The following is an 18,453-nucleotide window of genomic DNA, read 5'->3' on the forward strand; positions in this document are numbered from 1 at the left end:
GCCGCCCGGCACGCCGGGGAACGCGCCCGGGGAACGCGCCCCCGGAGCACCTCAGACGCGGGTGGCGCGCAGGGTGTAGAGGAGCGGGACGCGGATCGGCCCGGCGGGACGCCGCGGCGACGGGCTGCGGGGCTCCAGGGAGCCGAAGCGCCGGAAGCGGGTGATGTCGTGCTCCCGCAGGAGGTCGACGCGGAGGCCCGTCGCGGCGACGGCGGTGACCACCTCGCCCAGGGGGTGCCGGATGGCCTGGGTGTCGAAGTCGGGGTGGACGTCCGGCCCTTGCTCGTGCTCGTAACGGTCGCGGGCGAAGTGGTCGCGGACTATGCGCGCGCCCGTCTCGTCGTCGAGGACACCGGTGAGCGGGTGGAACTCGGTCAGGTGGAGGATGCCGCCGGGAGCCACCAGGGAGGCGGCGGTCTCGGCCCAGCGGCGCAGGTCGGGGAGGCGGGAGAGGGTGCCGGCCCCGGTGTGCACGATGTCGTACGCGGGATCCGGGACGGCCTGGGCGGCGTCGTAGAGCGGCGCGGTGACGAAAGCGGCGCGGTCCGGGCCGAGGCCCAGGTCCGCGGCGAGTTCCCGGGCCGCCTCCACCGCGGCCTCGGAGCTGTCGAGGCCGACGACGTGCCGCGCGCCGTGCCGCGCCCAGGAGAGGGTGTCCAGACCGCTGCGGCAGCGCAGGTGCAGCAGGGTGCGGCCGGTGACGTCACCGGCGCCGGAGACCTCGATCTCCCGGATGGTGTCCTGCCCGTACCGGAAGGTGTCGAGGTCGCCGGAGTCCTCCGGTTCGGGCCAGTCGTCGGACGGAGCGGGTCTCGCATGCATGCCGGGCACGTTATCCACAGGCCGGGGACCACACCAGCGGCCCGGGCCCCGCCTCCCGCAGAATGGGGGCATGACCGACTCGACCGACGCGACCGGCCCCGCCGGGAACGCGCAGCCCGCCGGGCCCGCCGGGAACGCCGCGCCCGCGGAGAACGCCCCGCCCGCCGGAACGACCGGGACCACCGGGTCCGCCACCGGGTCCACCGCCGAGACCACCGCCGAGACCGCCACCGGGTCCGCCACCGGGCCCACCGCCGAGGCCGCCACCGGGGCCGCCGTGCCCGACTGGGAGCTGCGGTTCCGCGCCCCGCGGGCCGGGCTGCCCGAGTGGGCGGAGGACGCCCCCGACCGCTCGCTGTTCGTCTCGAACGCCACGGGCGTCTTCGAGCTCTACGCCTGGGACCGGTCCACCGGCGCGCAGCGCCAGGTCACGGACCGCCCGAACGGCACGACGGACGGCGTGCTGACGCCCGACGGCGAGTGGATCTGGTGGTTCGCCGACACCGACGGGGACGAGTTCGGCGTGTGGATGCGCCAGCCGTTCCACGGCGGGAAGGACGAGCCCGCCGTCCCCGGCCTGGCCCCCTCCTACCCGTCCGGCCTGGCCCTCGGCCGGGACGGCACGGCGGTGATCGGCCGCTCGGTGGACGGCTCCGCGGCGGAGGAAGGCGGTTCCTCGGTCCATGTGGCGCGGCCCGGCGGCGAGCCGGTGGAGATCTACCGCCACGCCGAGTCCGCGGGCGTCGGCGATCTGTCCCACGACGGCACGCTGCTGGCCCTGGAGCACACCGAGCACGGTGACGCGATGCACTCCGCCCTCCGCGTCGTCACGCTCGACGGGGAAACGGTCGCCGAGCTGGACGACACCAAGGGCGGCACCGAGGAGCTCGGGCTGACGGTGATGGGCTTCGCCCCGGCCGCGGGCGACCCCCGGCTGCTCGTCGGCCACCAGCGGAACGGGCGCTGGGAGCCCATGCTGTGGAATCCGCTGACCGGTGAGGAGACGGCCCTGGAGATCGATCTCCCCGGCGACATCGGGGCGGGCTGGACGCCGGACGGATCGGCGCTGCTCATCGACCACAGCCACCAGGCCCGGGACGAGCTGTGGTGGTACGACCTCACCCGCCGGGAGCTCTCCCGCGTCGAGACCCCGCCCGGCACGGTCTCCGGGGCCACCGCCCGGCCCGACGGCAGCGTGGAGTACCTGTGGTCCTCGGCGGCGCGTCCCCCCGAGATCCGGTCGACCACGGGGCGGACCGTGCTCGACCCGCCGGGGCACAAGGCACCGCCCTCGGTACCGGTCACCGACGTGTGGGTGGACGGGCCGGGCGGCCGGGTCCACGCGCTGGTGCAGAAGCCGGCCGGGGACGGCCCCCACCCCTGCGTCTTCGACATCCACGGCGGTCCCACCTGGCACGACAGCGACGCCTTCGCCTCGGCCACGGCCGCCTGGGTGGACCACGGCTTCGCCGTCGTCCGGGTCAACTACCGCGGTTCCACGGGCTACGGCCGGGAGTGGACGGACGCCCTGAAGCACCGGGTGGGCCTGATCGAGCTGGAGGACATCGCGGCCGTCCGGGAGTGGGCCGTGGAGTCGGGGCTCGCCGATCCGCGGCGGCTGGTGCTCTCCGGCGGCTCCTGGGGCGGTTATCTCACCCTGCTCGGCCTGGGCACCCAGCCGGACGCCTGGTCACTGGGGCTGGCGGCGGTTCCCGTGGCCGACTACGTCACGGCCTACCACGACGAGATGGAGGCGCTGAAGGCGATGGACCGCACCCTCCTCGGCGGCACGCCGGAGGAGGTACCGGAGCGCTTCGAGGCCTCGTCCCCGCTCACCTACGTCGACCACGTACGGGTGCCGGTCTACATCTCGGCCGGGGTGAACGACCCCCGCTGCCCGATACGCCAGGTCGAGAACTACGTCCGCCGCCTGGAGGAGCGTGGCGTGGTCCACGAGGTCTACCGCTACGACGCGGGGCACGGCTCCCTGGTGGTGGAGGAACGGATCAAGCAGATACGGATGGAACTCGACTTCGTCCGGCGTCACCTGGGGAGCTGACCAGCGCCGGGGCCAGGGGCCTGCCGGCCCTCATGCCCCGGAGCACAGAGGTCGCAGGCTCCGGGGCACGAGGGCCGGCAGGCTCCGGAGCACCAGGGCCGGGCCCGCACGGGGTCCGGTCCCGGGGGCCTGGGGGCCGGATCTCATGGGCGCTGAGTTCGAGTCCCCTCCGGGGTTCGAGTCCCACAGCGTCCCGGGCCTGGAGTTTCGGGGCCTGGTGGCCCGGGTCCTGGGCCGGGGGCCGATTCGGGTTCCGGTGGTCAGGTCCCGGGGCGGAGCGGAGCGCCGGACGGGCCGCTCGCCGGATCGGACGCCGAAGGGGCCCCGCCCGACGGCCCGGGGACGGACCCCGGACCGGGCCCGGTCGCGGCTGCGGCTGCGGCTGCGGTCGAGGCCGCGGGCACGAGCGCGGGCGTGAGCGTGGGTCCGTCCGGGGGCAGCCCGAGGGCGAGGTCGCGCTGGGTCTCCACCTCACGGCGGAAGAGACGGAACCACATGAAGACCACGAACCCGGCGAAGACGAACCACTCACCGGTGTAACCGAGGTTCTGGAACGCCTTCAGGTCGAGCCCGCTGTTCTGGGCGACGGCCGGCGGCACCGGACGGAGACCCGCGGGGCTCTCGACCAAGGTGATCCAGGCGTTGTGAACGTCGTAGGGCACCACGTTGACGAGGGCCGCCGCGCTGATGATGCCGATCTGCCCATCCGGCAGGCCGCCGGCGAGCGCGCCCTCGGTGCGCCGGTTCTCCGGTGCCTGCAGCGCGCCGGTGACGGTGACCTCGCCCTTCGGGGGCGGGGGTGCGTCGGCGGTGCGCGCGTCACCGGGGTGCCAGCCCCGGACGACCGGCAGGGCCTTGCCGTCTCCCGTGCGCAGCAGGGTGAGGACGTAGAAGCCGTCCCTCCCGTCCAGCCGGCGGTCGGGGACGAGCAGCTGGTCCTCGTACGTCCCGGTGGCCTCGGCGAGGCGGCCGGTGGTCCGCTGGTCCACCGGCACCATCTCGTTCAGCGGCTTCGCCGGTTCACGCTCCGCCGCCGTGGCGTACTGCTGCTGCTCCTGGTGAAAGGCGGCGCGCGCCTCGAACCTGCTGAGCTGCCAGCTGCCCATGAACAGGCAGAAGGGAATGGCGAGTGCGGCGAAGAGGTTGATCCCCCACCACCGGGGGGTCAGCAGGAACCGGTACACCCCTCCACGGTACGGGGAGAGCGCCACCGCCCGGGGCCCGGGGCCGGGTGTGGGCTCCCGGGAGCGCTTCCCTCATGGAGTCGCGCCACCCGTCACGGGGCGGGACGGCAACGGGGCGGGACGGACCTCTCGGCCGTCCCGCCCCGCTCTCCTCCCCTCCCGAGGTCTTGCCGGCGCGCTCGCACCGGGCCGGGCCCGGCGGCGCGCCGCGCGTGCCCTGGCCGGGGGCCACCGGCTCAGGGCGTCCACCCCACCTCACAGGATTCCGGGGCGGAGCGTCCCCCGCGCCACCCGGGTCCCGGTACGCGCGCGGCGCGGCGGGGCGCCCGGCCTCCGGCCCCGCGGCTCCCGTCAGGCGGCGAGCACGCCCGTGCGGTAGACCGTCCCCGAGCAGACGCCGGTGATGACCGTCGAGGCGGCCACGGGCTGTCCCGTCTCCGGGGTGTAGCTGAGTTCCACGCTGCCGGTCTCCGGGGTGGTGTCCTCCGTGGGCTGTCCCAGCGTCTGGCTGCCCTCGGTCCCCTCGCCCTCACCGCCGGAGCCACCCGAACCACCGGAGCCGCTGCCCGGGTCGGGGGAGGTGCCGGGGGACGGACAGCCTCCCGAACCGCTCGCGGGGACCCACGCGAACCTCACCTCGTAGGCCTGGCCGGGTTCGAGGACGAGCTGTCTGGTCTCGGCGGCCGGGTCCGGCAGGGCGGTGGCGGCGTTCCCCAGGGTGTGGTCGATGACCGGGACCGGGGCCGCCGCGCCCTGGTGCACGGCGGTGACGGTGCCGGGACCCGACACCGTGCACGTGGTCGAGGAGGTGTTGACGACGCGGAAGCTGCCGTAGATCTTGCCCTCGGCGTCAGGTTCGCCCTTGGCCGCCGTACCGCCGCCGAGCTGCGCGCGTTCACACCGGGGCGAGCTCGCGGCCATGCTCCCCTGGGAGGGGGTGGCGCCCGTGCCGCCCACGGTGCTGCCCTGCCCCTCGCGGCTCAGCTCGCCCTTCCCGCCGTCCTCCGCCGCCTTCTCGTCCTTCTCCTGCTCGGCCACGCGTCCCGGATGCCGTTCCGCGACCTTGTCGTCCCCGGGACCGGACCGGGGGCCCTCGGCCTCCCCCGCCGTGTGCTGGCTGCTGGCCGCGTTGGCCGAGGGGTCCTGGGATGTGCCTCCGGAGGAGGTGACGTGGATGAGACCCGGTACGGCGGTACCCGCGAGAAGGACGGCCGCCGCGGCGCCGACCAGCGCCTGTCGTTTGCGGGCCCGGCGGGCGGGCACGGCGTGACGCAGTTGCTCCAGCGCGTCGCGGGAGGGCTCCAGGTCGTCCACGACCGTGTGCAGCAGACGCCGCAGCGCCTGCTCGTCCATCGCCCCGTCCGGGCCGGCGGTCTGCCTGCGGTCGCTCCCGGCGCTGTCGGTGTGCTCGGTTTTGCCGGTGTGCTCGGTGTTGCCGGAGCCGCCGCGCGCCGGGTGGCCGCCGGGTGCGGCCCGGCCGCCGGATCGGGCGGGCCCGCCGGAACAGGCGCCCGATCCACCGGGCTCACCGGCCTCACCGGCCTCACCGGCACGTCCCGCCCCGTCGGCGCTCGCGGACGCGTCGGCTTCTGCGGCCCCCTCGGCGCTCGCGGAGCCGTCCGCCTCCGCGGGGCCGTCCACGATGCCGGGGCCGTCCAGGAGCGGCCTCAACTTGCTGAAGAGTTCACGGACCTCGGATGCCTCGTCCCGCTGATCCCCGGGCCGCTCCCCGGGTTGTTCCCCGGCCCCTTCCGCCTCGGCCGCTCCGCGCACCTCCGCCTCGCCGGCCGCCTCCGGTGGCCCGTCCGCGGGGACGGTGTCCGGCGGCGGCCCGGCGGGCTCGGGCCCGCCGGGGCGCGACGTATCGGCGGAACGGTCCGGCCGCCGGGGGCCGTCCGCTCCCTGCTGCAGATCTTTCATGCCGGGGCCTCCATGGCGACGCGCAGCGCCGCGATCCCCCGTGATCCGTATGCCTTGACCGAGCCGAGTGATATGCCGAGCGTGTCCGCGACCTGGGCCTCGGTCATGTCGGCGAAGTAACGCAGCACCAGTACCTCGCGCTGCCGGCGTTGCAGTCCGCGCATCGCGCGGATGAGCTGGTCGCGCTCCAGCTGCTCGTAGGCGCCTTCCTCGGCGCTCGCCATGTCGGGCATGGGCTTGGAGAGCAGCTTGAGCCCGAGTATGCGGCGGCGCAGCGCGGAACGCGAGAGGTTGACCACCGTCTGCCGGAGGTAGGCCAGGGTCTTCTCCGGTTCGCGGACCCTGCTGCGGGCGGAGTGCACCCGGATGAAGGCCTCCTGGACGACGTCCTCACAGGAGGCCGTGTCGTCGAGCAGCAGTGCCGCGAGACCCAGCAGCGAGCGGTAGTGCGCCCGGTAGGTCTCGGTGAGGTGGTCGACCGTGGTGCCTGCCGCCATCCCGTCCTCAGAGCTCTCGCGCTGCGACGGAATATGAGCGGGCCGGGCGGCGGGCATCGGGGCGATCACCGGCATCCCGCCGAGCGCACGCACGCGGGGCGGGCGCAGAACCGCCGCGCCGCCTCCGGGGATTGATGCCATACCGATCGCCTCTGCCACGCCTGTTTGACGCGCGGCCCCCCGCCAAGGTTGTACGGGCGCCCCACCTTGTCCCCCGCTTCATCGCCTGCCCTTGTGTGCACCGTTCGTCCCCAATCCCCCGTGAGCTGAGCGCCTCCGAGGGACGGCCGCAAAGACGCTCCCCGTCCCGCAGTGGTTGCAGAGGGCGGGGAGCGCATCGTCGGACAGAACGATGTCCCAGTTCAAGACCTCTTGATCAGCAAATTGATCACAGAGCCTTCACAGGAGCCGCAAACTGTTCACATCTTAGTGAAGAAGGGAATCCCGTCACAGGCTTTCAGCGCCCGAGTCCGGGTGCGTGACGGGCCCGGTGCGGCCACGCACGGGAAGGGCCGGACGCGAGGAGGGCGTTCGCGGAAGCCGCCGGCGCGGACGGTCCGGCACCCGGCCGCCCCGACGGCCAGGACGGCCCGGGCGGCCGGACCACCCGGGCGTCCGGGCCGGGGCCGGGCCCGCCTGCGCTTCAGGCGGCGGATTCCGCCGCGACCAGCTCCGCGATCTGCGCGGTGTTGAGCGCGGCGCCCTTGCGGAGGTTGTCCCCGCAGACGAACAGCTCCAGGGCGCACGGATCGTCCATCGAGCGGCGCACCCGGCCGACCCAGGTCGGGTCCGTGCCCACCACGTCGGCCGGGGTCGGGAAGTCCCCGGCGGCCGGGTCGTCGCAGAGGACGACGCCGGGGGCGGCCCGCAGGATCTCGTGCGCCTGGGCGACGGTGACCTCGTTCTCGAAGCGGGCGTGGACGGTGAGGGAGTGCGTGGTGACCACCGGCACCCGTACGCAGGTCGCGGTGACCCGCAGCTCCGGCAGGCCGAGGATCTTCCGCGACTCGTCGCGGACCTTCAGCTCCTCGGAGGTCCAGCCGTCCTCCTTCAGGGAGCCGGCGAACGGCACCACGTTGAGCGCGATCGGGGCCGGGTACGGTCCCAGATCGCCCACGGCGCGGCGGATGTCGCCGGGCTGGGTGCCCAGCTCCGTGCCGGCGAGCTTGCCGAGTTGCTCGCGCAGGGTGTCGACGCCCTCCTTGCCCGAGCCGGAGACGGCCTGGTACGAGGAGACGATCAGCTCGCCGAGGCCGAACTCGGCGTGGAGCGCGCCCATCGCGACAATCATCGACAGTGTCGTGCAGTTGGGGTTGGCGATGATGGAGCGCGGGCGGTTGCGGACCGCGTGCGGGTTCACCTCCGGGACCACCAGCGGCACGTCCGGGTCCATCCGGAAGGCCCCCGAGTTGTCCACGACGACCGCGCCCCGGGCGGCGGCCACCGGCGCCCACTGCGCGGACACCTCGTCGGGCACGTCGAACAGGGCCACGTCGACGCCGTCGAAGGCCGCCTCGCCGAGCGCGACGACCTCGACCTCCTCACCGCGCACGGTGAGCTTCCGCCCCGCCGAGCGGGGTGAGGCGATCAGCCGGATCTCACCCCAGATGTCCTTGCGCTCGGAGAGGATGGAGAGCAGCACGGTGCCGACGGCACCCGTGGCGCCGACGACGGCGAGCGTGGGCCCACGGTCACCGCCGCCGGCGCCGGCGGGGGTCATCGTCCGGTACCCCCGTAGACGACGGCCTCGTCGCTGTCGCTGTCCAGTCCGAAGGCGGTGTGCACGGCGCGCACGGCCTGGTTGACCTCGTCGGCGCGGATGACCACCGAGATGCGGATCTCGGAGGTCGAGATCAGCTCGATGTTGACCCCGGCGTCGGAGAGCGCCTCGAAGAAGGTCGCGGTCACGCCCGGGTTGGTCTTCATGCCGGCGCCGACCAGCGAGACCTTGGCCACCTGGTCGTCGTAGCGGAGCGACTGGAAGCCCACGGCCTCCTTGGTCTTCTCCAGGGCGGAGATGGCCTTCTTGCCGTCGGTCATCGGCAGGGTGAAGGAGATGTCCGTGAGGCCGGTGGTGGCGGCCGAGACGTTCTGCACGACCATGTCGATGTTGATCTCGGCGTCCGAGACGGCGCGGAAGATCTTCGCGGCCTCGCCCGGCTTGTCGGGCACCCCGACGACCGTGACCTTGGCCTCGGACGTGTCGTGCGCGACTCCGGAAATGAGCGCCTGCTCCATCGGCTGGTCCCCTCGCGGTTCGTTGCTGACCCAGGTTCCTCGCAGTCCGGAGAAGGAGGACCGGACGTGGATCGGGATGTCGTAGCGGCGGGCGTACTCCACACAGCGGTGGAGCAGCACCTTGGAGCCGGAGCTGGCCAGCTCCAGCATGTCCTCGGACGAGATCCAGTCGATCTTGCGCGCCTTGGGCACGACCCGGGGGTCGGCAGTGAACACGCCGTCGACGTCGGTGTAGATCTCGCACACCTCGGCGTCGAGGGCCGCGGCGAGGGCGACGGCCGTGGTGTCGGAGCCGCCGCGGCCGAGGGTGGTGATGTCCTTCTTGTCCTGGGAGACGCCCTGGAAGCCCGCGACGATGGCGATGTTGCCCTCGTCGACGGAGCTGCGGATGCGGCCGGGCGTGACGTCGATGATGCGGGCCTTGTTGTGGACGGAGTCCGTGATCACCCCGGCCTGGCTGCCCGTGAAGGACTGGGCCTCATGGCCGAGGTTCTTGATCGCCATGGCCAGCAGCGCCATGGAGATCCGCTCCCCGGCGGTCAGCAACATGTCGAACTCGCGCCCCGAGGGCATCGGGGACACCTCACTGGCGAGATCGATCAGCTCGTCCGTCGTGTCACCCATCGCGGAAACCACGACGACCACCTTGTGGCCGTTCTTCTTGGCTTCCACCACGCGCTTGGCGACCCGCTTGATGCCCTCGGCATCGGCGACGGAGGAGCCTCCGTACTTCTGCACGACAAGGCCCACGTGCGCTCCTCGAATCTGTCTTCCGCGGACCCCGCGGGCGGCGGAGCCCTTCGGCCGGCTCAGTTTATCGAGTGGGCGAAAACGGACGCCCGGGTCTCACATCCCGGAACGCCGTCCCGGGACATGATCACCGGGCGGGCGTCGCCACCCGCTCCAGCGACCACCCCTGCCCGGTTTCCCGCAGCTCACACGGGAACGAGACGCAGCTCACCCGGCGGAGCCGCGCCGGGGCCGTGGCTGGGGCGGCGGACGGGCCCGTACATCCGGCGCCCGTCCGCCGGGCGCTCCCTTGCCGGACGCCCGTGCCCCGCCCGTGTTCAGCCGGCTGTGCGCCGCCCGGCCGCGAAGGCGACGAAGGCCGACCACGCCGCGGGCTCCAGCGCCAGGGCGGGCCGGGCGAGATCCTTGGAATCCCGCACCCGGACACCCCTCGGCGCACGGGCGACCTCGACGCAGTCACCACCTTCGGTGTTGCTGTAACTGCTCTTGAACCACTTCATACCGTCACGTTCACTCGGCTGCCTGTTCATGCCTCTCCAGCAATCGCTCGATGAATCGGGCTGAGGGGTTGACGTCCGTGCGTCTTCCGCTCAGGCGGCTATCAGCGGGCTCCCGGTCGCGAAGGCGAGAAAGACCGACCACGCGTCGCCGCCAACCGCCAGGGAGGGACGCGCGACGTCCTTGGAATCGCGCACATGGATCAGAGGAGAGCGACCCACGGTTCCGAGGGAACGGTCAGGCCCCATGCCGCCACGACCGCCACTGCGCGGTTCACCCGCAACTTCGACGCAGTTGCCGCCCTCGGTGTTGCTGTAGCTACTCGTGAACCAGGTCAGGCCGCCCGGCTCTCTGTCTTGCTCCGTCCTCATAGCTCTCCCACCACCCGCTCGATGAAGCGTGCCGACTCTTCGGTGTTGAGCGCCTGCGTCCGGAGCATGGCATAGCGTTCGGCGATCAGGGCCACGTCATCCGGATCCGACAGCAGTTGGCTGCCCACCTGCGCTTCGACGTAAGCGAAGCGGTGGTGGTCGGCCGTCTCCAGGAGCGCCATGGGCCCGTTGAGACCGGCGTGCGCCCCGATATCGGTTGGCATGACCTGGATGGCGACATGGCGCATCGCGCCGATCGTCAGCAGATGCCGCAGTTGGTCCCGCATGCACTGCGCTCCTCCAACGGGCCGCCGAAGCGCGATTTCCTCGATGACGAAGCACAGGGCGACAGGCGGTTTCCGCGTCAGCACGGTCTGCCGTTCGAGGCGGGCGGCCACCCGCTGCTCGATGGTCTCGTCGTCCAGTGGTGGGCAGTGGGCAGCCAGGAGAGCCCGGGCATAACCCTCGGTCTGCAGCTGACCGGGAATGAAGTGGCTCTCATAGCAACACAGGCTCACCGCGTCCGCCTCGTGCTGGACAAAATCCACCGCGTACACCGGATACCGGTCCCGGTTCAGGAACACCGCTCCGGCCTTGAGCATCCCGTCCGCGCGGAGCAGGTCGTCCACCCGCTCGATGACCTTCGGCTGCGGGATCCTCCGGCCCTGCTCGACCGAGCGGATCATCTCCGCCGAGTAACCCACCTCCTCGGCCAGTTCCTCGCGGCTCATACCGGCCCGCTGCCGCCACAGCCGCATCTGGCTCCCGAAGTAGCGCAGCGTTCCCGAGGATCCGTACCTCTTCGCCATGTCCGTCACCCGCTTTCCGCGCCGATCCGTGCGGCGCCCAGATGGCTTTCGGGGTTCCGGCAGTGCCGCGCCCCCGCCCCGGCGGTGAGGAACTTATCCGCTTCTCCCACCTATGGAGCGGTCATCGAATACCTGGTCACTACTTGGGGTTAATTGCGCCAAATTTACGCATCCTGTCGGCAGTTGGACGCCGTCAAGTCCCCATGCGAGTGAATCCGTCGTCCCGGCCGCCGCATGCCGTAACCCCAACGCCCGCGGCGGCTCTCCGTGACGTGACCGGGCACGTACGCCGTGGCGCGGTACCCCCGGGCCGGTGCCGCGTCCGCCCCTCCCCGCCGGGCACTCGTGGTGCCCGGCGGGGGCCTACCGGGAACGGTGGGGGCGGGGGAGACACACCAGCGGCGGCGGGACGCCGATCAGCGCTGCCGGCCTCGACGGCTCCTCCTCGTGGCGGGGACCGGGGTCAGGGGCGTCCCGCCGGGGGGATCTCCTCGGCGGGGGGCGGCGGGCCCGGTGGGGTGCCGTCGCCGAAGGGGCGGCCGCCGAGCTGTTCCCGGTGGTGCGGGGTGAGCCACCCGGAGAGATCGGGGCCGGCGGGGACGATGCCGGTGGGGTTGATGCCCGTGTGCACCAGGTAGTAATGGCGCTTGATGTGGTCGAAGTCGACCGTGTCGCCGAAACCGGGCGTCTGGTAGAGGTCGCGGGCGTAGGCCCACAGCACCGGGTCCTCGGAGATCTTCCGCCGGTTGCACTTGAAGTGGTTGTGGTAGACGGCGTCGAAGCGGACCAGTGTGGTGAACAGCCGGATGTCGGCCTCGGTGACGGTGTCGCCGACGAGGTAGCGGCGGTCCGCCAAGCGGGCGGAGACCTGCTCCAGCCGGCGGAAGACATCCCCGTACGCCCGTTCGTACTCCTCCTGGGAGGAGGCGAAACCGGCCCGGTACACGCCGTTGTTGACGTCCCGGTAGACGCCCTCCATGACCTCGTCGATCTCCTCGCGCAGTGGCTCGGGGTAAAGGTCAGGGGCCCCCGGCCGGTGCAGCGCGGCCCACTCGGTCGCGAGGTCGAGAGTGAGCTGCTGGTAGTCGTTGGTGACGAGCTGACCGCTCGGGATGTCCACGAGGGCGGGCACGCTCACCCCGCCCGGGTAGTCCGTCTCGCGCGCGTCGTACGCCTCGGCGAGGTGGCGGATGCCGAGCACCGGGTCACGGCCGTCCGGGTCGAGGGTGAAGCGCCAGCTCCGCTCGTCCTGGATCGGGTCGGCGACGGCCAGCGACAGCGCGTTCTCCAGGCCCAGCAGGCGGCGGGAGACCAGTGCCCGGCTCGCCCAGGGGCAGGCGCGGCTCACCACCAGCCGGTAACGCCCGGCCTCCACCGGCCAGCCGTCCCGGCTGTCCGCGGTGACGCGGTCGGCGAAGTGGCTCTTCGAGCGCTTGAACGGGCGGTGCCCGTAGGCGGCATTGGGGTCGGCCGCGCCGCCCGTGGCGTCACCGGTGGCGCCCGCCGTGTTGTCCGTGCTGCTTCCCGCGGGCTCCGCACGGCCGTCGCCGTCGTCCGTGCCGGTCTCCGTGCGGCCACTCATCCGCCGGCTCCTCCCGAAAGGCCCGGGGCCGGGCCGGGCCGGGACCCGCCGCCGTGGACGGGAGCCCGCCGCCGTGGACGCCGGCCGCACCGGGCGGTGTACGTGTCGGTCCTGGTACACCTGCCCCGAATCCGCCGTGATGTACGTCCGCGGCGGACGGTGTAATCCATCCGGGTCCCTCCGGGACGCTCCGGCCGCTCCGGGCACGCGAGGGGAACCGGGAAGGGGACCGGGACCGGGATCCACGGCGGGCCGCCCTGCGGCGGCTCCCGGCCCCGGGGCCGTCCGGGAGCCGCGCCGCCCCACGACCACGGCGCCCCGCGACCACGGCGCTCCGCGCCCGCTCCGCTCCGCGGCCTTCCGTGCCGGCCGGCGGCGGGTTCAGCCCCGGCCGGGCTCCGTGGACACGCCCAGCGGGATGCCGATCTCGGCGGCCATCACGCGGCCCGCCTCCTCCTCCAGCGAACCGTCGTCGGAGGCGGCCTCCGCGTCCAGGTCGAGCCCGTCCAGCTCCTCCAGGGGGCTGCCGGTGCGGATGTGGCTGAGCAGCGACTGGAGGGCGCGGAGCGCGGCGGACGCCGTCGGGCCCCAGGTCGAGAAGTAGGAGAACTGCCACCACCACAGCGCCTCGGCGACCCGGCCCGCCTGGTAGTGCGCCATGCCGTGACGGAGGTCGCTGATGATGTCGGCGAGGTCGTCGGAGATCCGGTGCGGGACGGGCTCGCTGCGCGGCACATACGGGTCGAAGACCTCGGAGTAGACGTCCGCCGGCTCCAGCAGCGCGGCGAACCGCTCGCGCAGCTCGTCCATGTCGAGCTCCGGGCCGATGTCCGGTTCGTACCGCTCCACCGGGACGAAGTCCTCGTGCGCGCCGAGCCGGCCGCCGGCCAGCAGCAGTTGCGAGACCTCCAGCAGCAGGAACGGGATCGCGCTGCCGGGCTCGTCCCCCTTCGCCACCTCCGTGACCGCGACCAGGAAACTCTCGATCTGGTCCGCGATCTGTACCGAGAAGTCGTCCGGGCTCCGCCGGGCGTCGTGCAGTGTGGCGTCAGACATCGAGCAATCGTCTCCCTTCGAAGGCACGCCCGAGGGTGACCTCGTCGGCGTACTCCAGATCCCCCCCGACCGGGAGACCACTGGCCAGTCGTGTGACCCTCATGCCCATGGGTTTGATCATGCGCGCGAGGTAGGTGGCGGTGGCCTCTCCCTCGAGGTTGGGGTCGGTGGCCAGGATCAGCTCGGTGACGGTGCCGTCCGCGAGCCTGGCCAGCAGTTCCCGTATACGCAGATCATCGGGGCCTACACCCTCGATCGGGCTGATCGCCCCGCCGAGTACGTGGTAGCGCCCGCGGAACTCCCGGGTGCGCTCGATGGCGACGACGTCCTTGGGCTCCTCGACCACGCAGATGACCGCCGGATCACGGCGCGGGTCCAGGCAGACCCGGCACCGCTCTTCCTGCGCCACGTTGCCGCACACCGCGCAGAACCGGACCTTGGCCTTCACCTCGGTGAGCGCGTGCGCGAGGCGGCGGACGTCGGCCGGCTCGGACTGGAGGATGTGGAAGGCGATCCGCTGCGCGCTCTTGGGACCGACGCCGGGCAGCCTGCCCAACTCGTCGATGAGGTCCTGGACCACGCCTTCGTACACGGGTCGTCTTCTCCCTGCCTGGTCGTTCCGGTCGGCGGTGCCGCTTCGGCCGCCGATTCCGCTGTCGCCGCCCGCCGCCCGCCGACCGCTGTCCACCGCCTGCGGTTCACCGCCTGCGGTTCACCGGCCGGGCGGTGCTGCGCCTCCCCGGTGCGGCGGTCCCGCTCAGCCGGCCGGCGCCGGGCGGAACGGGCCGCTCCTGCCCGGCGCCGGGCCCTCACCGGGACGGGCCGGCGCCGGGGGCAGGCCGGTCAGAAGGGCAGGCCGGGCGTTCCGCCGAGCCCCTGGGTCAGCGGGCCGAGCTTCTCCTGCTGGAGCGCGCTCGCGGCGGCGTTGGCGTCGCGCACCGCCGCCAGCACGAGATCGGCGAGAGTCTCCGTGTCCTCAGGGTCCACGGCCTTGGGGTCGATGACCAGCCCCTGGAGCTCACCGGCTCCGGTGACCGTGGCCTTCACGAGCCCGCCGCCCGCGGAGCCCTCGACCGAGGTCTCGGCCAGTTGTTCCTGCGCCGAGGCGAGGTCCTGCTGCATCTTCTGGGCCTGCTGCAACAACTGCTGCATGTCGGGCTGGCCACCACCGGGAAACACGTGCGTACGCTCCTGGCATCGACGACGGTTCGGTCTGCTTCGCCTGATGAGCCTACGTGGTCACCCGGGGGCGCGCGCCACACCTCGGGGCAGGAAACCGGCCGGGTTCGCTGCCGGATCCGCCGTCGGATCCGCCGCCCGGTTCGGTGGCCCGGCTCCCCTGCCGGGTCCCTTGCCCCGGCGGCCACCGCGCTGCGTGGTGCCGACGGTGCGCAGGGTGCCCGCGGGGGGCGGATCGGCCACCGCCGGTGCGGGGAGCCATACCCGGGCACGGGCGCCGGGCGCCGCCCCGGGCTCCGGGTCCCGGGCCTCGGGCGGAAGGTCCGGATCCGGGCCCCGGTACGGGCGTCGGGTTGTGGCGGCGCCCCGGAGTACGAGTGGACGCGCGGGCGCCGACGGCGCGGATCCCCGGCAGGGAGCGTCCCCGCCCGAAGGCGGCCTGGCGCCGGGGGCTACTGGTGCTCGATCTCCTCGACCACCGTCGCGCCGAGTTCCCGGACGATCAGGTCATGCCCGGAGAGGGCCGAGTCGTCGAGATCGGGATCGTCGGCGGCCGGCATGTCGTCCTCCAGCGCCACCGGCCGGCGCGGCGGTTCCGGGGCGGGCCGGGCCGGACGCGGAGCGGATGCCTCCGGGCGCGGGGCGGGCTCCGCCGAGGAGGCCGGGCCGCTCCCGGGGCCCCCGGGGGACGGCGGACGCGGTGCGGGGGTGGGCGGACGCGGAGCGGCCTGCGCGCCCCCGAAACCGCCCCCACCGCCTCCACCACCGAAGCCCTGGCCGGGACCGGGGCCCGGCGGGGGAGCCGAGCCGCCGCCGGCCCCTCCCGTGGGGTCGACCACCGATTCGATCTTCCACTGCACCTGGAGCGCGTCGGACAGCGCCTGGCGGAGGACGTCCTCGCTGCCACCGCCGACGAAGCTGTCCCGGGCGCCGGGGTTGGAGAAGCCGATCTGCAGGGTGCTCCCGTCGAACCCCACGACGTGCGCGTTCTGGCTGAGCAGGATCCAGGTGAACCGGCGGCGGTTCTTCACCGCCTCCAGGATGTCCGGCCACATCTGCCGCACCTGGAGCGCACCCTGTCCCGCGCCGGGCGGGGCGGCCGACCCCGCGGTCGGGGCCGGGGCTGCGGAGGACGCGCCTCCGGGGGGCCCGGACGCCGGTCCGCCCGCGGCGCCCGCGTCCGGGGAACCGCCCCGGCCCTGGCCGGGCGCGGCGGCCGTGGGCCAGCCGCCGGGACGGCGGCCGGCGGGGCTCTCGCCGCCACCCGAGCCCGTTCCGGCGCCGGCGCCCGCGCCGCCCTGCCCGGCTCCGGGCCAGGAACCCGGCCGCCGGCCGCCGTCACCGGCGGTCCCGGCCTGACCTGCCTGGCTGCCGTGGCCGCCGTGACTTCCTCGACCGGCCTCCCCCTGACCGGCCGCTCCGGTTCCGGCCGCGGCACCGGCACCGGCACCCGTACCGGAAGCGGCACCCGGCCAGGCACCAGCAGGACGAGTCGCCGGGCCGGCGTCCCCGGCCGGCTCCGGTACGGGGCCGCCGGGCTCCGCGCCCGGCGCCTGCCCGGCCGCGCCCTGCGAGGCCACCTCCGCGCCGCCGGACGGGCCCACCGGCCGGCCCGGGGCGGCCGGTGCCACGGCTGGGGATGGCTCGCCCGGCTGCGGTCCGCGGTTCGGCAGCGCGGCCCGGGCGGCGGCCGGACCCGCCGGCCCGCCGGCCGCCGGCGCGGAGAACGCGGAGGTCTCAGCCCCCGGGGCCGCGCCCGCGCCGAAGCCACCCGCCGGGACGCCACGCTCCAGCCGCTCCAGCCGGGCCTGCACGGAACGCTCGTCGTCGAAGGCCGCGGGCAACAGGACGCGCGCGCAGATCAGTTCGAGCTGGAGCCGTGGGGAGGTCGCACCCCGCATCTCCGTCAGCCCCGTGTTGACCAGGTCCGCGGCCCGGCTCAGCTCGGCCGCGCCGAAGGCGGACGCCTGTGCCTGCATCCGTTCGAGGAGGTCGGCGGGGGCGTCGATCAGCCCCTTGTCGGCGGCGTCCGGGACGGCGGCCAGGATCACCAGGTCCCGCAGGCGCTCCAGCAGGTCGGCGACGAAGCGGCGCGGGTCGTTGCCCCCCTCCACGACCCGGTCCGTGACCTCGAACACCGCACTGCCGTCGCCCGCCGCGAAGGCGTCGACCACGGCGTCGAGAAGGGAGCTGTCGGTGTAGCCGAGCAGGGCCGTGGCCATGGCGTACGTCACACCCTCCGCGCCGGCGCCGGCGAGAAGCTGGTCCATGACGGACATCGAGTCCCGCACGGAGCCCGCCCCGGCCCGGACGACCAGCGGCAGCACCGCGTCGTCGACGGGGATCGACTCACGCTCGCAGACCTCCGCGAGGTAGTCCCGGAGGGTCCCCGGGGGCACCAGCCGGAACGGGTAGTGGTGCGTGCGCGACCGGATCGTGCCGATGACCTTCTCCGGCTCGGTGGTCGCGAAGATGAACTTGAGGTGCTCCGGGGGCTCCTCCACCACCTTCAGCAGGGCGTTGAACCCCGCCGAGGTGACCATGTGCGCCTCGTCGATGATGTAGATCTTGTAGCGGCTGGAGGCGGGGCCGAAGAACGCCTTCTCCCGCAGCTCACGGGCGTCGTCCACACCGCCGTGCGACGCGGCGTCGATCTCGATGACGTCGATCGAGCCCGGGCCGTTGCGGGCGAGATCCCGGCAGGAGTGGCACTCGCCACAGGGCTGGGGCGTCGGCCCCTGCTCGCAGTTGAGGCAGCGGGCGAGGATGCGGGCGCTGGTCGTCTTGCCACAGCCGCGCGGGCCGCTGAACAGATACGCGTGGTTGACGCGATTGTTCCGCAGCGCCTGCTGCAGCGGGTCGGTGACGTGCGACTGCCCGATGACCTCGGCGAAGGTCTCGGGACGGTAGCGACGGTAGAGCGCGAGGGACGACACACCCCCGACGATATCGGCAGCCGCCGACAGCCGGGCCCCGGCCGCGTCCCGTCCGGCCCGGGCGGCGGGCCACGGCAGAGCACGGCGGGCCACCGCAGACCGTCGGCATCGGGCCGACGGCACTCCCCCGCCCCGGCACCGAACGCACCGTACGGCAGCTCCCGGCACCACCCCGGCACCACTGCGGACCGGCGGCGCCCCGGCCCGGCCCGGAGAACGTCAACGCCCCTCACGCACCCGCCAGAGCCCACTTACCCTTGCTGCCTTCCGGCCCTGGGGGAGTTCGGTGAGATAGCGCCACGTGAGGGGCTGAGCCCCACCCTAGCGGATCCCGGACGCCGATTCGAACCCGCTCCGGAGGAAGCCCCGGGGAGCGGCCCGGACCCGCCCCTCCACCCCGCGAGACCGCCCCGCCCCGTGCCCGGGCACGGCCCGCCGACCCCCTCGCGACGGGCCCCGGGCCTGTCCGAGGCCGCCCCCGGACACCCCGGCCCAGGGCGGCCGGGGCCCGGGGAGGGAGGGGTTCGCTAGCACTGCCTCACGTCTTGTATT

At 73.7% G+C, this 18,453-nt stretch carries 15 protein-coding genes and 1 other RNA gene; 1 reads left to right on the top strand and 15 read right to left on the bottom strand.

From position 1 onward, the window contains the following. Positions 1-51 precede the first annotated feature (51 nt). Entirely contained in the window at positions 52-822 is a 771-nt protein-coding gene (locus HCK00_RS00705; protein ID WP_168099740.1) for a class I SAM-dependent methyltransferase, read from the bottom strand. Positions 823-1,099: 277 nt separating this feature from the next. On the opposite strand from HCK00_RS00705, the gene HCK00_RS00710 reads away from it, so the two are divergent. Then, positions 1,100-2,881, top strand: coding sequence for a S9 family peptidase (locus tag HCK00_RS00710; RefSeq protein WP_311765103.1), 1,782 nt, complete (start codon positions 1,100-1,102; stop codon positions 2,879-2,881). A 260-nt stretch (positions 2,882-3,141) separates the two neighbouring features. On the opposite strand, the gene HCK00_RS00715 is transcribed toward HCK00_RS00710, so the two are convergent. The 14 genes from HCK00_RS00715 to ffs all read right to left on the bottom strand — a co-directional run bounded on the left by HCK00_RS00715 (position 3,142) and on the right by ffs (position 18,215). Beyond that, positions 3,142-4,065 carry an SURF1 family protein gene (locus tag HCK00_RS00715; RefSeq protein ID WP_168099742.1) on the bottom strand — a complete coding sequence of 308 codons (924 nt, stop codon included), beginning with the start codon at positions 4,063-4,065 and terminating at the stop codon, positions 3,142-3,144. A 351-nt stretch (positions 4,066-4,416) separates the two neighbouring features. Beyond that, positions 4,417-5,985, bottom strand: coding sequence for a hypothetical protein (locus HCK00_RS00720; protein ID WP_168099743.1), 1,569 nt, complete (start codon positions 5,983-5,985; stop codon positions 4,417-4,419). Then, a complete protein-coding gene (locus tag HCK00_RS00725) occupies positions 5,982-6,557 on the bottom strand; it encodes a SigE family RNA polymerase sigma factor (RefSeq protein WP_168099997.1) in 576 nt (191 codons plus the stop codon). Before HCK00_RS00725 ends, HCK00_RS00720 begins: the two co-directional genes overlap by 4 nt. 568 nt (positions 6,558-7,125) lie before the next feature. After that, the gene (locus HCK00_RS00730) at positions 7,126-8,202 is read right to left on the bottom strand and encodes an aspartate-semialdehyde dehydrogenase (RefSeq protein WP_168099744.1); all 1,077 of its coding nucleotides are present in this window, start codon (positions 8,200-8,202) and stop codon (positions 7,126-7,128) included. After that, positions 8,199-9,470: an aspartate kinase gene (locus HCK00_RS00735; RefSeq protein ID WP_168099745.1), complete on the bottom strand. Its 1,272-nt coding sequence runs from the start codon at positions 9,468-9,470 to the stop codon at positions 8,199-8,201. Before HCK00_RS00735 ends, HCK00_RS00730 begins: the two co-directional genes overlap by 4 nt. Positions 9,471-9,787: 317 nt before the next feature. Continuing rightward, positions 9,788-9,970: a DUF397 domain-containing protein gene (locus tag HCK00_RS00740; RefSeq protein ID WP_240965139.1), complete on the bottom strand. Its 183-nt coding sequence runs from the start codon at positions 9,968-9,970 to the stop codon at positions 9,788-9,790. 90 nt (positions 9,971-10,060) lie between these two features. After that, positions 10,061-10,339: a DUF397 domain-containing protein gene (locus HCK00_RS00745; RefSeq protein ID WP_168099747.1), complete on the bottom strand. Its 279-nt coding sequence runs from the start codon at positions 10,337-10,339 to the stop codon at positions 10,061-10,063. Further along, positions 10,336-11,148, bottom strand: a complete 813-nt coding sequence (locus HCK00_RS00750; protein WP_168099748.1) for a helix-turn-helix domain-containing protein — start codon at positions 11,146-11,148, stop codon at positions 10,336-10,338. Before HCK00_RS00750 ends, HCK00_RS00745 begins: the two co-directional genes overlap by 4 nt. A 463-nt stretch (positions 11,149-11,611) precedes the next feature. Beyond that, positions 11,612-12,730 carry a glutathione S-transferase family protein gene (locus HCK00_RS00755; RefSeq protein WP_168099749.1) on the bottom strand — a complete coding sequence of 373 codons (1,119 nt, stop codon included), beginning with the start codon at positions 12,728-12,730 and terminating at the stop codon, positions 11,612-11,614. Between the two features lie 381 nt (positions 12,731-13,111). Further along, a complete protein-coding gene (locus HCK00_RS00760) occupies positions 13,112-13,786 on the bottom strand; it encodes a DUF5063 domain-containing protein (protein WP_168099750.1) in 675 nt (224 codons plus the stop codon). After that, positions 13,779-14,378 (bottom strand): recombination mediator RecR, encoded by a 600-nt coding sequence (recR, locus tag HCK00_RS00765; protein ID WP_168099751.1) that lies wholly within the window; start codon positions 14,376-14,378, stop codon positions 13,779-13,781. The genes HCK00_RS00760 and recR overlap by 8 nt, the downstream gene beginning before the upstream one ends. 251 nt (positions 14,379-14,629) lie before the next feature. Beyond that, complete coding sequence (locus HCK00_RS00770; protein ID WP_168099752.1) at positions 14,630-14,965, bottom strand: YbaB/EbfC family nucleoid-associated protein; 336 nt, start codon at positions 14,963-14,965, stop codon at positions 14,630-14,632. Positions 14,966-15,417: 452 nt separating this feature from the next. Beyond that, positions 15,418-17,901, bottom strand: a complete 2,484-nt coding sequence (locus HCK00_RS00775; RefSeq protein WP_168099753.1) for a DNA polymerase III subunit gamma and tau — start codon at positions 17,899-17,901, stop codon at positions 15,418-15,420. 215 nt (positions 17,902-18,116) lie between these two features. Beyond that, positions 18,117-18,215, bottom strand: an RNA gene (gene ffs, locus HCK00_RS00780) — signal recognition particle sRNA small type. Positions 18,216-18,453: the final 238 nt, after the last annotated feature.

The sequence above is a fragment of the Streptomyces zingiberis genome (assembly GCF_012034935.1).
GTDB classification, from domain to species: Bacteria; Actinomycetota; Actinomycetes; order Streptomycetales; family Streptomycetaceae; genus Streptomyces; species Streptomyces zingiberis.

Excerpts from the sequence above, each read along its gene's own strand:
- HCK00_RS00705 (WP_168099740.1), bottom strand. The coding sequence starts at position 822 with ATGCATGCGAGACCCGCTCCGTCCGACGACTGGCCCGAACCGGAGGAC.
- HCK00_RS00750 (WP_168099748.1), bottom strand. The coding sequence starts at position 11,148 with ATGGCGAAGAGGTACGGATCCTCGGGAACGCTGCGCTACTTCGGGAGC.
- HCK00_RS00740 (WP_240965139.1), bottom strand. The coding sequence starts at position 9,970 with ATGAAGTGGTTCAAGAGCAGTTACAGCAACACCGAAGGTGGTGACTGC.
- HCK00_RS00745 (WP_168099747.1), bottom strand. The coding sequence starts at position 10,339 with ATGAGGACGGAGCAAGACAGAGAGCCGGGCGGCCTGACCTGGTTCACG.
- HCK00_RS00760 (WP_168099750.1), bottom strand. The coding sequence starts at position 13,786 with ATGTCTGACGCCACACTGCACGACGCCCGGCGGAGCCCGGACGACTTC.
- HCK00_RS00755 (WP_168099749.1), bottom strand. The coding sequence starts at position 12,730 with ATGAGTGGCCGCACGGAGACCGGCACGGACGACGGCGACGGCCGTGCG.
- HCK00_RS00725 (WP_168099997.1), bottom strand. The coding sequence starts at position 6,557 with ATGCCGGTGATCGCCCCGATGCCCGCCGCCCGGCCCGCTCATATTCCG.
- HCK00_RS00720 (WP_168099743.1), bottom strand. The coding sequence starts at position 5,985 with ATGAAAGATCTGCAGCAGGGAGCGGACGGCCCCCGGCGGCCGGACCGT.
- HCK00_RS00730 (WP_168099744.1), bottom strand. The coding sequence starts at position 8,202 with ATGACCCCCGCCGGCGCCGGCGGCGGTGACCGTGGGCCCACGCTCGCC.